General features: G+C 63.0%; 16 protein-coding genes and 1 tRNA gene. 10 read left to right on the top strand and 7 right to left on the bottom strand.

Annotated elements, in window-relative coordinates:
• The first annotated feature begins 1,072 nt into the window (after window positions 1-1,072).
• Window positions 1,073-1,816, top strand: coding sequence for a 23S rRNA (guanosine(2251)-2'-O)-methyltransferase RlmB (gene rlmB, locus IFU00_12230; protein ID MBD8543049.1), 744 nt, complete (start codon window positions 1,073-1,075; stop codon window positions 1,814-1,816).
• A gap of 186 nt (window positions 1,817-2,002) precedes the next feature.
• Window positions 2,003-2,668 (top strand): YceH family protein, encoded by a 666-nt coding sequence (locus IFU00_12225; protein MBD8543048.1) that lies wholly within the window; start codon window positions 2,003-2,005, stop codon window positions 2,666-2,668.
• On the opposite strand, the gene IFU00_12220 is transcribed toward IFU00_12225, so the two are convergent.
• The 7 genes from IFU00_12220 to IFU00_12190 all read right to left on the bottom strand — a co-directional run bounded on the left by IFU00_12220 (window position 2,628) and on the right by IFU00_12190 (window position 7,773).
• Window positions 2,628-3,395 (bottom strand): hypothetical protein, encoded by a 768-nt coding sequence (locus IFU00_12220; GenBank protein ID MBD8543047.1) that lies wholly within the window; start codon window positions 3,393-3,395, stop codon window positions 2,628-2,630. The genes IFU00_12225 and IFU00_12220 overlap by 41 nt on opposite strands.
• 26 nt (window positions 3,396-3,421) lie before the next feature.
• Window positions 3,422-4,405: a hypothetical protein gene (locus IFU00_12215; protein ID MBD8543046.1), complete on the bottom strand. Its 984-nt coding sequence runs from the start codon at window positions 4,403-4,405 to the stop codon at window positions 3,422-3,424.
• Window positions 4,402-5,274, bottom strand: a complete 873-nt coding sequence (locus tag IFU00_12210; protein MBD8543045.1) for an ABC transporter ATP-binding protein — start codon at window positions 5,272-5,274, stop codon at window positions 4,402-4,404. The genes IFU00_12215 and IFU00_12210 overlap by 4 nt, the downstream gene beginning before the upstream one ends.
• Complete coding sequence (locus IFU00_12205; protein MBD8543044.1) at window positions 5,271-5,639, bottom strand: GntR family transcriptional regulator; 369 nt, start codon at window positions 5,637-5,639, stop codon at window positions 5,271-5,273. Before IFU00_12205 ends, IFU00_12210 begins: the two co-directional genes overlap by 4 nt.
• Before the next feature lie 163 nt (window positions 5,640-5,802).
• A complete protein-coding gene (locus IFU00_12200; protein MBD8543043.1) occupies window positions 5,803-6,561 on the bottom strand; it encodes a UDP-2,3-diacylglucosamine diphosphatase in 759 nt (252 codons plus the stop codon).
• A 43-nt stretch (window positions 6,562-6,604) separates the two neighbouring features.
• The gene (locus IFU00_12195) at window positions 6,605-7,096 is read right to left on the bottom strand and encodes a peptidyl-prolyl cis-trans isomerase (protein ID MBD8543042.1); all 492 of its coding nucleotides are present in this window, start codon (window positions 7,094-7,096) and stop codon (window positions 6,605-6,607) included.
• Window positions 7,097-7,155: 59 nt separating this feature from the next.
• A complete protein-coding gene (locus IFU00_12190) occupies window positions 7,156-7,773 on the bottom strand; it encodes a peptidylprolyl isomerase (GenBank protein MBD8543041.1) in 618 nt (205 codons plus the stop codon).
• A gap of 286 nt (window positions 7,774-8,059) precedes the next feature.
• On the opposite strand from IFU00_12190, the gene IFU00_12185 reads away from it, so the two are divergent.
• The 8 genes from IFU00_12185 (at window position 8,060) to IFU00_12150 (ending at window position 15,738) form a co-directional block, all read left to right on the top strand.
• Window positions 8,060-9,460, top strand: a complete 1,401-nt coding sequence (locus tag IFU00_12185; GenBank protein ID MBD8543040.1) for a cysteine--tRNA ligase — start codon at window positions 8,060-8,062, stop codon at window positions 9,458-9,460.
• A 38-nt stretch (window positions 9,461-9,498) separates the two neighbouring features.
• Window positions 9,499-10,149 carry a DNA-3-methyladenine glycosylase 2 family protein gene (locus IFU00_12180; protein ID MBD8543039.1) on the top strand — a complete coding sequence of 217 codons (651 nt, stop codon included), beginning with the start codon at window positions 9,499-9,501 and terminating at the stop codon, window positions 10,147-10,149.
• Between the two features lie 100 nt (window positions 10,150-10,249).
• Window positions 10,250-11,227 carry an acetyl-CoA carboxylase carboxyltransferase subunit alpha gene (locus IFU00_12175; GenBank protein ID MBD8543038.1) on the top strand — a complete coding sequence of 326 codons (978 nt, stop codon included), beginning with the start codon at window positions 10,250-10,252 and terminating at the stop codon, window positions 11,225-11,227.
• A gap of 26 nt (window positions 11,228-11,253) precedes the next feature.
• A complete protein-coding gene (gene tilS / locus IFU00_12170) occupies window positions 11,254-12,678 on the top strand; it encodes a tRNA lysidine(34) synthetase TilS (protein MBD8543037.1) in 1,425 nt (474 codons plus the stop codon).
• Between the two features lie 147 nt (window positions 12,679-12,825).
• Complete coding sequence (locus IFU00_12165; GenBank protein MBD8543036.1) at window positions 12,826-14,073, top strand: aspartate kinase; 1,248 nt, start codon at window positions 12,826-12,828, stop codon at window positions 14,071-14,073.
• Window positions 14,074-14,170: 97 nt separating this feature from the next.
• Window positions 14,171-14,263 (top strand) — tRNA-Ser (locus IFU00_12160).
• A gap of 684 nt (window positions 14,264-14,947) precedes the next feature.
• Window positions 14,948-15,268 (top strand): DUF2384 domain-containing protein, encoded by a 321-nt coding sequence (locus IFU00_12155; GenBank protein MBD8543035.1) that lies wholly within the window; start codon window positions 14,948-14,950, stop codon window positions 15,266-15,268.
• Window positions 15,265-15,738 carry an RES family NAD+ phosphorylase gene (locus IFU00_12150; protein ID MBD8543034.1) on the top strand — a complete coding sequence of 158 codons (474 nt, stop codon included), beginning with the start codon at window positions 15,265-15,267 and terminating at the stop codon, window positions 15,736-15,738. Before IFU00_12155 ends, IFU00_12150 begins: the two co-directional genes overlap by 4 nt.
• Window positions 15,739-15,751: the final 13 nt, after the last annotated feature.

The raw sequence follows: 15,751 nt of genomic DNA, 5'->3' as shown, positions 1-15,751 counted from the left end.
AACAACGGCAACGGCAATAGCAACGGTGGCAACGGTGGCAACGGCAAGCGTTCGCGCGGTGGTCGTTCGCGTGGTCCGAAGCCAGGCAACAACGGCGGCAATAACGAGCAAGGTCGTCCACAGCAGTCGCCACTCGAGATTGCGCGTCCGCTTGGTCAGGATGGCATCGAGCCGCAACAGGCCAAGCCGAAATCGCGCAAAGCCCGTCAGAAGGCCAAGGCAGCCGAGCGCGCCGCGGCAGCAGCAGCGGCGCCAATGACGACAGCGACGCCGCAGGCACCAGTGCAAGCATCAAAGCCGGCACCAGCGCCAGTGCAGGCGCAGAAACCAGCGCCTGTTGCAGCACCAGCACCAGCACCGGTTGCACCAGCACCAGCACCGGTCGCGCCGCCAAAGCCTGCCGAAGCAATCGCGGCCCCAGTGCCAGCGCGCAAGCCACGTGCAGCCAAGGCCGTCGTCAACGACGTGGTCGCGGCTGCACCAGCCCCTGCGCCAGCGCCGGTTGCCGACGCCAAGCCAGTGAAAACTGCAGCAAAGAAAGCTGTCGCGAAAGCGCCAGCCGTTGCGGCTCCAGCTGCAGCTGCACCAGTCGTGGCAGCGCCAGCGGTCAAGGCGCCAGCCAAAAAAGCTGCTGCCAAGACGGCTGCCGTGAAAGCGCCAGTCGCCGCAGCAGCAGTCGACGTGCCGGCCAAAGCAGCAGCGGTCAAGGCGCCAGCGAAAAAGGCAGCAGTCAAGGCGCCAGCCAAGTCAGTCGCAGTCAAGGCGCCGGTCGAAACCGTTGCTGTCAAGGCGCCGGTCAAGGCAGCGGCAGTCAAGGCTCCAGCCAAGGCCGCAGCAGTCAAAGCGCCAGCCAAGGCAGCAGCAAGCAAGGCCCCGGCCGAACCAGTCGCAGCCAAAGCACCGGCCAAGAAGGCGGCAGCTGCCCCACGCAAGCCCGCAGCCAAGGCTGTCGCTGAGCCGGCTGCGCCGAAGGCTGTCAAGGCTCCGGCCAAGACCGCAGTGAAGACCGCAGCAAAGACCGCAGCCAAAACCAGCAAGAAGTAAGTCCCTGAAAGTATTTGAAAAGTAGCAAATGAAAAATAAAATGATGTTCGGCTTCCACGCCGTGACTTCGCGACTACGTCACGAGGCCCAGTCGGTGGAAGAAATCTTCGTCGATGCCGAGCGCAACGACGGCCGCATGAAGGACCTGATCGCCCACGCCAAGGCAGCCGGCGTGCGCGTGATGCCCGTCGAGGCAGCGCGCCTTGACAAGATCACCGGCACCCGCCGTCACCAGGGCGTGATCGCGTTTGCCAGCCAGCTCGCGCTGGCGCGCAATCTCGATGAGCTGCTGGACGCCATCGAAGGTCCGCCATTGCTGCTGATCCTGGACGGCATCACCGATCCGCACAACCTGGGCGCCTGCCTGCGCGTGGCCGACGGTGTCGGCGCGCACGCGGTCATCGTGCCGAAGGATCGTGCGGTCGGCCTGAACGCCACCGCCGCCAAGGTCGCCAGCGGCGCCGCCGAGACGGTCCCGTACATCACGGTGACCAACCTGGCGCGCACGATGCGCGAGCTGAAGGAGCGCGACATTCTCCTGATCGGCACCACGGACGACGCCGACAAGGGTCTGTACGAAGCCGACTTCTCGGGCCCGGCCGCGCTGGTCATGGGTTCGGAAGGCGAGGGCATGCGCCGCCTGACGCGCGAGACCTGCGATGTGCTGGTCAGCATCCCGATGTTCGGTTCGGTCGAAAGCCTGAACGTGTCAGTGGCCTCGGGCGTCTGCCTGTATGAAGCACGCCGCCAGCGTATTGGCCGCGACAGCTGATTGTTCTTCATGCCCGGATGGCTGCGCTCGCGGCAATCCGGGCAGTTTCATCCCTCCGCAGCACCAAATCCCCACCCAGCAACGCTCTTCCCGAACCGGCGACGAAACACGCCAGGCCATCCTGCGCCAACGACGGTGGTAAACTCGCTTCGAACAACTGAACCGTTTGGCATAACAAGGAAACGCATGACGAATGAAATGGTGGCGGTACTCGATCCGGTCGAGCTGCGTGTGCTGGCCGTACTGGCCGAAAAAGAAGGTCTGACGCCCGATAATTATCCGATGTCGCTCAATGCGATCGTCAATGGCTGCAACCAGTTGTCAAGCCGCGATCCGGTCATGCAGATCAGCGAAGCGGTCGTGCTCGATACGCTGCAGCGCCTGGCCGAGCGCAAGCTCGTGAACGCCATTTCGCAGGCCGGTGCGCGCGTCGTCAAGTACGAGCACCGCATGCGCATCAAGTGGACGCTCGAGCAGGACAAGCTGGCCGTGCTCACGATCCTGATGCTGCGTGGCCTGCAGACCGCCGGCGAGATCCGCACCCGCAGCGGGCGCCTGCACGAATTTAAGACCGTGGCCGATGTCGAAACGGCGCTGCAATTTTTGATCGACAAATACCCGCCGCTGGTCGTGAAACTCGAGCGCGCGCCGGGCACCAAGGAATCGCGTTATGGCCAGCTGCTGGGTGGTGAGATCACCATCGTCGCGGGCAGCGAGCAGACGTCCAGCAGCGCGAGCAACCTGACCCAGGGTGGTCGCATCGCGCAGCTCGAAGAAGAAGTCGCCGCGCTGCGCGGCGAGATGGAAGACCTCAAGGGCCAGTTCGAGGCGTTTCGCCAGCAGTTCCAGTAACCGGCTCGAACGCCAGTTCGATCATCGCTTCGTCGCTCCAGTCCGGGTCATTCAGAGCGACGCGGAAATTGCGCTCCTCGACCGGCAGATCTTTCGTGCGATCCCCTTCACGCAAGGTGGCACGCGCAAGGGTCGCTGGGGTGTCGAATTGAAAACCCTCACGCTCGGCATTGAAGAAGTTGCACCAGTTGGGCGTCAGCAGCACGCTGTTGACGAACAGCGTGCGCATCAGGCCGAGCTCCTCCTTGCCGATCGCGACCATTACGTGGCATTCAAGCCGCAGGTCGCCAAGGCGCCGCACGTTCTCTGGCAGGCCAGGCGATCGCACCAGCGGCGTCACACGATACATGCGTCGCTTGCGATTGAGCACCAGTTCGCTGTCCGCCGCCGAAGCGGCGCTGCTGCGCGGCACGATTGTCTCCAGCGCATCGTTCAGGGTCAGTGGCAGCAAGAAGCCATCCCTCCCTTCCAGGCGCAGCGCCATTGGCGCCTCACCCGGCTTGCGCGTCTTGTCGGTCCAGGCGCGCCGCTCGACCCGGAAGCGCAATGCCTCGGCGTTTGGTGCCATGCGGTGATGGCGCTCGAAGGCGTCCAGGCCCGCGACGATCGCCGTGTACTTGCGCACTTCCGGCTTGCGGATTGCGTTGATGTGGATGGACTCCGGGCTGTCCGGCCGCGTCTCGGCTGCGCTGGCGCTGACGTTGACACCGACCAGCATCGCGAGCATCAGGATGGAAGGAAGCCGCATCACGTTCAACCCTCGTCACGCCAGCGGCGCAGGCGAATCGCGCCGTAGATCATGGCGCAACCGGCGGCGGCCGCAATCCAGACACCCGGCGTGAGCAGCGTGGCATACGACGTGCCCAGTAGCAGCGGCCCATCCAGCCCGGCCTGTTGCTGCTGCGCCAGCGCCTCTCCATTGACTTCGCCGAACCAGATCCCGGGGAACACGCCCAGTAGCACCCGCGCCACGATCTCTTCGCCGAACCACTTGACGTTCATCGACACCCCGGCAAAACGCCCGGCCAGGAAATCGAACCAGGCCAGGATCGCAAGCGCCACCAGCGGCGCGCCGACGGCCCACAGGAACACGCGCGACTTTGCCCAGCTCGATACCAGCAGGAGCCAGCCGACCGTCGGCAACGCCCACAGGATGTACAGCGGCAGGAAGCTGATCAGATACACCGGCGCCAGGTAAAAGTCGACGTTGGCCAGTACCGGTGCGATCAGGTTGATACCCTTGATGGCGCCGCCCAGCAGGCCGATCACCAGCAGGATCAATGACGCGGCGATGCCGATCGCGATCGTCGCCAGCGGCGCGACCAGCAGCGCCGTTGCGACCTTCGACAGTACGGTCTGCGCATCGGACATCGGCAGCGACTTCCAGAACAGGATGCTGCGGTCGCGCCGGTCGTCGTACAGCGCCGCCATGCAGTAGAAGAACACGACCACCGGCAGCACGAAGAACAGCGGCGCCGTGATCACCAGGTAGCTCGACGCAGCAGCAGTGGCCAGCTTGGCCAGCACCGCGGGCGGCAAGCCATTGACCGTCATGACTTGTTCGCCGCTGACCTGCATGTGGAACGACGGGTTGGCGATGATGGCGTACAGGAAGCCGCCACCGAACAGCAGCACGATCACGGCGGCCACGACCAGCGGCGCCCAGAAGAAGGCGCCCTTGTGTTCCCACAGTTCGCGCCGGATCAGCCATTTCATGGTGCTCATTGGCGTAGTCATGCGTAGGTTCCTTTCATGGTGGCGACGAACAGGTCGGCCACGCTCGGGTTGCGGACTTCGCCGAGTGCGGCCAGCTGGGTGCGGGACAGGCCGCCCGCGCGCAGTGCGTCGAACAGCATCACGGATTTGCCGAACACGGTGCGCTCGTCGATCGGTTGCAGCGCTCTGGCCGCCGCCACCTTGTCGCTGCCCACCATGACTTCGACGTAGCGCTCGCCGATTTCTTCCATCGAGGCGGCCAGCGCGATCTTGCCGTCACGGATGAACAGCAGGTCGGTCAGGATGTGCTCGACTTCCTCGACCTGGTGCGTCGTGATGACGATCGTCTTGTGCTCGTCAAAATAGTCTTCGAGCAGGTTCTGATAAAACGCCTTGCGGTAGATGATGTCCAGCCCGAGCGTCGGCTCGTCCAGCACCAGCAGCTTCGCGTCGATCGCCATCACGAGCGCCAGGTGCAGTTGCACGATCATGCCCTTGGACATTTCCTTGACCTTCATCGTCGGCGTCAGCTTGGTGTTGGCGATGTAGCGTTCGGCCTTGCTGCGGTCGAAGCGCGGGTGCACGCCCGCCACGAAGTCGATCGCATCCTTCACGCGCAGCCAGCGCGGCAGGATGGCGACGTCGGCGATGAAGCAGACGTCCTTCATCAGCTCGTCGCGCTGGGTGCGCGGATCGAGCCCAAGCACCGACAGTTCGCCTTCGCACTGGATCAGGCCAAGGGCCGCCTTGAGCGTCGTCGTCTTGCCCGAGCCGTTGGGGCCGATCAGGCCGACGATGCGGCCGGCGGCGATCTCGATGTCGATGTTGTCGACGGCGATCCGCTTGCCGTAGTGCTTGCTCAAGCCCCGCGCGGAAATGACGGCGCTCATGCGGCACCTCCGTGGTCCGCGTTGGTCAGCAGCTCCTTGACGTCCAGCCCCAGGCGGCGGATGCGCTCGAGCATCGCCGGCCACTCTTCACTGATGAAACGTGCGCGCTCGCTTGCCAGCAGTTTCTCGCTGGCGCCTTCGGTGACATACATGCCAATTCCCCTTCGTTTTTCCACCAGGTTCTCGTCGACCAGTTCCTGATAGGCCTTCGATACGGTGATTGGGTTGAGTTGATAGTCGGCCGCAATCTGGCGTACCGAGGGCAGGGCGTCGCCAGCCTTGAGATCGCCGTCGAGCATCATGCCAACGACGCGCTCCTTGAGCTGGCGGTAAATCGGGGTCTTATCGTTCCAGCCGACGGTCATCTAGGGCCTCCGTGGTGGTTCGGTGCGGCGTCATCGTGATGCACATGCCTGCCTCCTCATGGTGGTGTGTTGAAGTGGTGTTGTAGTTGAGTATAACAGTGGGCGCGCAAAGGTCAACATGCAGACGCGAGATCATGCGCGGCGGGTAGAGCGTGGAAGGATCTTAGAGAATGGCGCCGTCGATGTCGTGGCGCACGAGGCTGCCATCCGGGTACAACGCGATCCAGCCGCCGCGGGCGGGTACCTCGTCGAGTTCCCAGTCCGGCAGCACGTAACGCAGCTTGTCGCCGTGCGCGTGCACGGCGGGCCGGTGCGTGTGCCCGTGAATGATGACGTCGGCATCGAGCGAGGCAAACACATCGGCCACAGCCTCGGGCGTCACGTCCATCGTCTCGTACGATTTGCCCGTGTGGGCTTCGCGCGAGCCTTCACGCAGTCCGGCGATGATGCCCTTGCGCTGCGCCAGTGGCATGCCGAGGAATTGTGCCTGCCATTCCGGGGCGCGCACTTGCGCGCGGAACGCCATGTACTTTGTGTCGAGCGTGCACTGCGCGTCGCCATGCACGAGTGCGATGCGGCGCGTGCCGGCTTCGATGACATGGGGTTCTTGCAGCAGGGTCAGATGGGCGGCGTGTGCAAAGCCTTCCCCAACGAGGAAGTCGCGGTTGCCCGCCATCCAGAAGACCATCACGCCGGCATCGGCGACGGCGCGGATCGCCGTGATGATGGTCTGGTGGAATGGATCGGCAACGTCATCGTCGCCGGCCCAGTATTCGAAGATATCGCCGAGCAGATACAACTGCTCGGCATGCACCGCGCGCTCGGCCAGGAAGCGCAAAAATGCTTCCAGCGTGCGCGGGTGTGAGACCTGCAGGTGCAGGTCGGAGATGAACAGCGCGAACGGGCGCGCAGGCAGCGTCATTGGCGTACTCAAGACGACGACTGATGCTGGTGCGCGCCGCGCATTACAGGACTTCGATTTTCTCGATGATGACTGGGTCGACCGGCACGTCGGAGTGCATGCCGCCGCGGCTGGTCTTGACATTGTTCAGCGTGTCGACGATGTCCTGGCCTTCGGTGACTTTACCGAACACGGCGTAACCCCAGCCGTCCTGGCCCGGGTAGTCGAGGAAAGCATTGTTCTTGGTGTTGATGAAGAACTGGGCCGATGCCGAATGCGGATCCGAGGTACGGGCCATGGCCAGCGTGTACTTGTCGTTCTTCAGGCCGTTCTTGGCTTCGTTCTCGACGGTTGCCGGGGTCGGCTTTTGCTTCATGCCTGGCTCGAAACCGCCGCCCTGGATCATGAAGTCCTTGATCACGCGGTGGAAGATCGTGTTGCTGAAGTGGCCCTTGTTGACGTAGTCGATGAAGTTGGCAACGGTCTTCGGTGCTTTATCAGCGTCCAGTTCAGCGGTGATGTTGCCCTGGTTGGTGGTGATGAGAATCGTCGTCATGTGGTGTCCTTGTTGTTGGTTGATGGGCATGCGCGCCGGATGCAGGCGCGGCGGAACCGTTATTTTACTAGCTTGTCGCCTTTGAGCTGCGTCACGGACGTAATCTTGATCGGCACGACGGGCACGTTCTGCATGCCGCGCACGTCGTCGACCACGACGGCCTTGATCTTGTCGACCGTCTCCTGGCCCTTGACCACCTTGCCGAACACGGTATAACCCGAGCCGCCGACAAACGGAAAATCGATGCCCGAATTGTCGGCCACGTTGATGAACCATTGCGAGGTGGCGCTGTCAGGATTGTCTTCGCGTGCCATCGAAATCGTGTACGGCTGGTTCGACAGGCCATTGTTCGATTCGTTCTTGATCGGTTTGAGCGTCTTGCGGCCTTCGAACTTTTCGTTCATGCCGCCGCCCTGGATCATGAAGCCCTCGATCACGCGATGGAAGATCGTGCCGTTATAGGCGCCCGACTTGGCATAGGCCGCGAAGTTGGCCACCGTCTTGGGGGCTTTCTCCTGATCGAGTTCGACGACGATCTCGCCCATGCTGGTCTTGATCGAATACTGCGGCATGTCGGCCGCCAGCGCGCTGCCAGAGAACAGCACGCCGCAGGCGAGGGCAGCGGTGGCGCCGGCCACGCGCACGAGGGCGAAGCGGCGGTTGAATGACGATGACATCTGGCTTCCTCTGATGGACCGCGCACGTGGCGCTGTCAAGGGTTGTCCCAAAAATAAAGCTGGTCCGTATGGGGCCAGCCGGGTTTTTATCAATGCTATACTTTCCTTGAAGCGCACAAGAGAAGCGCTTACAAACAACGTCCCATTCTATCAAATAAGAATAACACCGAGGCCCCAGGCGCACCCCACGCCGCACCCGTCCGGCTGGCGCGCATGCAATGCCGCGCCGGGATGGTCGTTGCGGTGCCGGCGAGCGTTTGCCATCCTCGTGCGAACCGAAAATTCAATGAGCCAACTCAAGATTTACAACACGCTGGCGCGTGACAAGCAGGTTTTCGTCCCGAAGGTCGCCGGCAAGGTCGGCATGTATGTCTGCGGCATGACTGTCTACGATTACTGCCACGTTGGCCACGCACGCATGATGATGGCGTTCGACGTCGTGTACCGCTGGTTGCTGGCGTCCGGCTACGAGGTCGAGTACGTGCGCAACATCACCGATATCGACGACAAGATCATCAAGCGCGCCGTCGAGAATGGCGAAACAATCGGCGCACTGACGAGCCGCTTCGTCGGGTACATGGATGAAGACACGGCTGCCCTGGGCATCCTGCCACCGACCGTCGTGCCGCGCGCCACCGAGTACGTGCCGCAGATGCTGTCGATCATCGGCAAGCTCGAGCAAAACGGCCTGGCCTATCAAACGGCCGACGGCGACGTCAATTACGCCGTGCGCGGCTTCGACGGCTACGGCAAGCTGTCGGGCAAATCGCTCGACGACCTGCGCGCCGGCGAGCGTGTCGATGTCAACACCGGCAAGCGCGATCCGCTCGATTTCGTGCTGTGGAAAGCCGCGAAAGAATCCGAGCCCGCCGAGGCTAAATGGGATTCGCAGTGGGGCCAGGGCCGGCCGGGCTGGCACATCGAATGCTCGGCCATGTCGTGCGCGACGCTGGGCGAACACTTCGACATCCATGGCGGCGGCGCCGATCTGCAGTTTCCGCACCACGAAAACGAGATCGCCCAGTCTGAAGGCGCGTTCGGCGCGCCGATGGTCAACTACTGGATCCACAACGGGTTCGTGCGCGTCGATAACGAAAAGATGTCCAAGTCGCTGGGCAACTTCTTCACGATCCGCGACGTGCTCAAGAAGTACGACGCCGAAGTCGTGCGCTTCTTTATCCTGCGCGCCCACTACCGCAGCCCGCTCAATTATTCCGACGTCCATATCGACGACGCGAAGGCAGCACTGACCCGCCTGTACACGGCGCTGAACGGCATTGAGTTGGGCAACGAGCCAGTCGCCGTCGACTGGGACGAAGCCCACGCCCGACGCGTGCGCGACGCGATGGACGACGACTTCAACACGCCGCTGGCAGTGGCAGCACTGTTCGATCTGGCCGGCGACGTCAACCGCACCCGGTCGACCGATGCGGCACGCCAGCTCAAGGCGCTTGCCGCCGTGCTCGGCCTGCTCGAACGATCGCCGCAGGCGTTCCTGCAGGCGGGTAGCCCCGATGCGGGCGAGGGTAGCCTGGACGAAGCAGCGATCCAGGATGCGATCGCCCGCCGCGCAGCCGCCAAGGCCGCGCGCGACTTCGCTGGCGCCGACGCCATTCGCAAGCAGTTGACGGAGGCGGGCATCGTCCTGGAAGACAAGGCCGACGGAACGACCTGGCGCCGCACATAATGCCAGCGAACAAGGACAAGTCGGGCAGCGTGGCTGCATTGGCAGGCACGTCGCCGGCGCACGATGCGCTCGCCGTGCCGATCTACTGGGCCGAGGCCAAGCGCGAACTGATGCAGCGCGATCGCATCATGAACAAGCTGATCCCGCAGTTCGGCGACCTGCATCTGCGCGGCCAGCCCGATCCGTTCACGACACTCGCGCGCTCGATCGTCGGTCAGCAAGTCACGCCGAAAGCAGCCGACCTGGCCTGGGGCAAGCTGCTGGCCGTCTGCCCAACGCTGGGCCCGAGCCAGATCATCAAGCTGGGCGCAGTCCAGTTGTCCGGCTGCGGCCTGTCCAAACGCAAGACCGAATACATCCTCGACCTGGCCGACCATTTCAAGGCCAAGCGGGTGCACGCCGACCTGTGGTCCGAAATGGATGACGAGGCCGTCATTGCCGAGCTGATCCGGATTCGCGGCATCAGCCGCTGGACAGCCGAGATGTTTTTGATATTTAATCTGCTGCGGCCGAACGTCCTGCCACTGGACGATCCCGGCCTGATCCAGGGCATCAGCCAAAACTATTTCTCTGGCGAACCTGTTTCGCGCAGCGATGCGCGCGAGGTGTCGGCCAACTGGGAACCCTGGCGCACGGTGGCGACCTGGTATTTGTGGCGCAGCCTGGACCCGGTCGCCCCTGCGGCCTGAGCTCCCGATCCGCCCGACACGCCACCGGCTTACGGTAGAATAGCGCCCTGATCCGCCGCGCAGCCTCAGAGCACGGCCAAGACATTACCCCGGAGTGACAATGACTAAATTAACTTTCCTCGATTTCGAGCAGCCGATCGCCGAGCTCGATTCCAAGATTGAAGAGCTGCGGTTCGTACAAGATGATTCCGCTGTCGATATCTCCGAGGAGATCGATCGCCTGGACAAGAAAAGCCAGCAGCTCACCAAAGACATCTACGCCAAGCTGACTCCGTGGCAAGTGTCGAAGATTTCGCGTCACCCGCAGCGTCCGTACACGATGGACTATGTGAATTCGATCTTCACCGATTTCCATGAACTGCACGGCGACCGCACCTTTGCCGACGACCAGTCGATCATTGGCGGCCTGGCCCGTTTCAATGGCCAGCCCTGCATGGTCATCGGCCACCAGAAGGGCCGCGACACCAAAGAGCGCGCGATGCGCAACTTCGGCATGCCCAAGCCCGAAGGCTATCGCAAGGCCATGCGCCTGATGAAGCTGGCCGAAAAATTCGGCCTGCCGATCTTTACTTTTGTCGACACCCCGGGCGCATTCCCCGGCATCGAAGCGGAAGAGCGCGGCCAGTCCGAAGCCATCGGTCACAACCTGTACGTGATGGCCGAACTGAAGGTGCCACTGATCGCCACCATCATCGGTGAAGGCGGTTCCGGCGGCGCACTGGCCATTGCCGTTGGCGACGCTGTGCTGATCCTGCAATACGCGACCTACTCGGTCATTTCGCCGGAAGGCTGCGCATCGATCCTGTGGAAGACGTCCGAGCGCGCGGCCGATGCCGCCGATGCACTGGGCCTGACCGCGCACCGCCTGAAGGCGATGGGCCTGGTCGACAAGATCGTCAACGAGCCACTGGGTGGCGCGCACCGCGATCCGAAACAGATGGCGCAACTGCTCAAGCGCGCACTGGCCGACACGCTGCGCCAGTTCCAGGGCATGAAGACCAAGGACCTGCTGGAAGCCCGTCACGCCAAGTTGATGGCGTATGGCAAGTTCAAGGAAACGCTGCCGCGCGAAGAGTAAGCAACAAAAGTAAGCGAGTCTCAACAGTGAGCAGAACCAATCGCGGTACCGATCCAACCGGATCGGTACCCGCAGCATGCAATGAGGCGCTCGCGCGCCTGTCCACCACCTACGCGCCCACCTCGATCGCGATCGCCTGCAGCGGCGGCCTCGATTCGATGGTCTTGCTACACCTGGCTCACGCCTGGTGCGCGCAGCAGGGCATTCCGCTGTTTGCCTTCCATGTCCACCACGGCCTGAGCCCGAATGCCGACGCCTGGCTTGCGCACTGCGAACGCAGCTGCGCCGCGCTGGGTGTGCCATTTGACCACCGTCGTGTGACGATTCCGGTCGACGGTTCCGGCGTGGAAGCCGCTGCACGCCGCCCACGCTATGCGGCGCTGGGGGACATGTGCCGCGTGCATGGCGCGACGCTGCTGCTGACCGCGCATCACCTCGACGATCAGGCTGAAACTGTGCTGCTGCAATTGCTGCGCGGCTCGGGGCCTGCGGGCTTGTCCGGCATGGAAGCGGCCAATCGCTCGCCGAACCTGCTGGGCGACGACGTCACCGTGATGGCACGCCCGCTGCTGACGCAATCGCGCGCGGCGCTCGAGGCCTATGCCGCGACGCACGCTTTGCGGTGGGTCGAGGATGAATCGAACCAGGATGCGCGCTATGCACGCAACGCGCTGCGCCATCAGGTAATGCCTGCGCTAGCCGCGAACTTCCCCGGCTTCCAGGCGCGCCTGGCGCGCGGTGCCGCGCACGTCGCGTCGGCCCAGCGCATGCTCGAAGAGCTGGCGGCGCAGGACCTGGCCGCCTGTCTGGATGGCGATGCGGTCGATCTGGCGGTGCTCGGCGCGCTCAGCGCCGACCGCATCGACAACTGCATGCGCCATCTGTTCGCCGTGCGTGGGCTGGCGATGCCGTCGACGGCGTGGCTCGCCGAGATGGTCTGGCAATTGTTCTCGGCGCGCGAGGATGCGCAGTTGAAGGTCACGCATCCCGACTGCCACATCCGCCGCCACCGCGGCAAGCTGTACCTGACGCCGCACTTGCCGGAACTGGAAGGCATGCGCGATCCGGACGACCTCGGCATCTTCGTCAAGGAAGGGCAGCGCTTCCGCTGGCAGGGCGAAGCGTCGATCGCGTTTCCGGCCTACGGCGGCGTGCTGCACTTCGTGCCGGCCGCCCGCGGCTTCGATGCCGCCTGGCTGCGCGCGCTGCCGTTGATGATCGATTTCCGCAAGGGCGGCGAGCGCCTCAAGACAGCGGCCAACCGCCCCACGCGCGGCTTGAAGGCGCATTTTCAGGCGCTGGGCGTGCCGGCCTGGGAGCGCGAGCGCCTGCCCACCGTCAGCCGTGGCCGTGAGCTGTTGTTCGCCGCCGGCATCGGGATGGATTGCGCGCATGTGCTGGAAGGCGGCGAGGACAGGATCGAATTGCGCTGGGAAGCGAACACGGCCTGACGCGTCCTGTCGGCTGCGTTGCGAAAAGCATTAGGTTATGTTCTTTTCGTATAGCTTTTCCGCCAACGAGCCTTGTGATGCCGCGCTGCACCATGCTAGAGTAAGGGTCCCTTTTTGATCCTTACCCTAGCTGGAACCCTTCCTGATATGGCTTTAATTGTCCACAAATACGGCGGGACGTCGATGGGATCGACGGACCGTATCAAGAATGTCGCGGCCCGTGTGGCCAAGTGGCACGACGCAGGTCACCAGATCGTCGTCGTGCCGTCCGCCATGTCGGGCGAAACCAATCGCCTGATCGGTCTGGCCAAGCAGATCATGGACCAGCCCGATCCACGCGAACTGGACATGATTGCCTCGACCGGCGAGCAAGTGTCCGTGGGCCTTCTGGCCATGGCGCTACTTGCCATCGGCAAGGACGCGGTCTCGTACACTGGCTGGCAGGCAGGCATCCGCACCGACTCGTCATTCACGAAGGCGCGCATCCAGTCGATCGACGACACGCGCGTGCTGCGCGACCTGGCCAACGGCAAGATCGTCATCATCACGGGCTTCCAGGGCATGGACGAGGACGGCAACATCTCGACCCTCGGCCGTGGCGGTTCGGACACCTCGGCGGTGGCGATTGCGGCCGCGCTGAAGGCCGACGAATGCCTGATCTATACCGACGTCGACGGCGTCTACACGACCGATCCGCGCGTGGTCGACGAGGCGCGCCGCCTGTCGAAGATTACCTTCGAAGAAATGCTCGAGCTGGCGTCGCTGGGCTCGAAAGTGCTGCAAACCCGCTCGGTGGAGTTTGCAGGCAACTACCAGGTGCCGACGCGCGTGCTGTCGTCACTGACCGATCCCCTGATGCCCCTGGCCGAAGAAGCCAGCTCCGGCACCCTGATTTCGTTTGAGGAAGAAAGCAATATGGAACAAGCCGTCATCTCCGGCATCGCCTTCAATCGCGATGAAGCAAAGATCACCGTCCTGGGCGTGCCGGACAAGCCAGGTGTCGCATTCCACATCCTGGGTCCGATCGCCGAAGCCAATATCGAAGTCGACATGATCATCCAGAACCAGTCGGTGGACGGCAAGACCGACTTCACCTTCACGGTTTCGCGCAACGACTATGTGCAGGCAATGAAGGTGCTGGAAGACCAGAAGGACATCCTGGGCGCGGCCAAGATCGTCGGCGACGCCAAGGTCTCGAAGGTCTCGGCCGTGGGCGTGGGCATGCGCAGCCACGTCGGCGTGGCCTCGGACATGTTCCGCACGCTGTCGGAAGAGGGCATCAACATCCAGATGATCTCGACGTCGGAGATCAAGATCTCTGTGCTGATCGACGAGAAGTACATGGAACTGGCCGTGCGCGCCCTGCACAAGTCGTTTAATCTCGAACAAAGTTAAGCCAGTTTGCAATTTTTTGGGTGTGTTTTCTTGACCAAATGAGCACCAACCCTTAAGATGCTTGCACTCAGCGCTGACGGAAACGTTGGTACTGATTGGAGACGTGGCCGAGTGGCCGAAGGCACATCCCTGCTAAGGATGCATACGGCTTATACCTGTATCGTGGGTTCGAATCCCACCGTCTCCGCCAGAAAAAAGCAAAAAGCTCCCGCAAGGGAGCTTTTTCCGTTAACACCTCCCGGAGACGAGGGGGCCATCTGCATGGCCCCCGCGTGGGATTCGAAGGGCTGCCCATACTTGGGCAGCCCTCTCCGAATCGTCCATCTGCTGTGCGCAACGCGCACAGCGCAGCGCGCCGTGGGCGCGCTTCCCATTCACACTTCCGCAGTAAAGCATGCGCCCCAACCCCTCAGCTCGCGCAACGCGCGGCGTCCGCAGCCATCTGCCCAGGCCGAGCCCGTATCGCAACGTCAGACCAGACCCCGCCGCCAGACCCCCGCCGCTATCAGCCGCGCCTGTATGCCCCATTCACGCGGATTTGCCGACGTCTCGCGATCTGAACTCACCTCGGCAACCAAGGCTTGCTATTCGTCTCATTTGAACTATACTTCCGTATCAAAGGAGGCAAAGCATGTCGAACGCTAAAGCAGTCGCAACGCTCCCTGCAGACCACCACGCAGAGACAGGCAAACCTGCCCGCGCAGGAATGCAAAACGTGGTCATCGGCACAGAGCGGACAGCCTCACCGGCGCGGGCCGGCACCCATGTCGCCGAGGCCATTCCCCTCTACCGGTCAGATCCCCAGGCGCGTATTGCGGTCATCCGCCACGGTATCCCTGCCGCAATGATCAGCAGTCTCTCGGGCCGGATGGGCATGAGCAAGGAAACCCTGCTGTCCAGCCTGGGTCTATCGCGGGCGACAATCAGTCGCAAGGAAAAAGACGCTGCCTTGCTGTCGAAGGACGAATCCGAGCGCGTCCTGGGTGTCGAAACCCTGATCGGCATGGTGCAGGCCATGGTCGAGCAATCCGGCGATCCGGCCGGCTTCAATGCCGCGCGCTGGGTATCGGAATGGCTGACGAAGCCATTGCCGGCCCTGGCCGGCGAGACGCCTGCAAGCTATATGGATACCTTCGAGGGGCAAAAGCTGGTGGCAGAGTTGCTGGCGATGAGCCAGAGCGGGGCCTACGCTTGACGAAGCAGGTCTGGCGCATCGCCGTCGAGGCGCCTGCCTACAGCGCCAACGACTTGCGCGGAACCGGCGCGAAGATGACGGGCGGGCGCTGGAACAGCAAGGGTACGCCCATCGTCTATGCTGCTGACAGCATTGCGCTCGCGACCCTGGAAACTGTTCACTACCTGAGTAGTGGCGGGCTGCCTTTCAACCGCTATCTGGTGCGGATCGATATTCCGGATACCGTGTGGGCCGTGCGTCAGGTTCTTGATCCACTTCCAGGCGGGTGGGATGCCGTTCCGTCCGGGATGGCCTCCAGGCAGGCTAGTGATGCCTGGGTCGCGGCAGGTGCCACGGCGCTGCTGCTGGTGCCCTCGGTGATCGTGCCTGACGAATATAACGTCCTGATCAATCCACAGCACAGGGATGCCGGTGCCATTGCGGCGACGACCTTGAGGCGGTGGAACTATGACCCGCGGTTTTTCCCGTGACAAAACTGAGCGC

It is taken from the genome of Oxalobacteraceae sp. CFBP 8761, assembly GCA_014841595.1.
Classification (GTDB): domain Bacteria; phylum Pseudomonadota; class Gammaproteobacteria; order Burkholderiales; family Burkholderiaceae_D; genus Telluria.
This window is presented reverse-complemented; position numbering and strand designations above follow the sequence as displayed.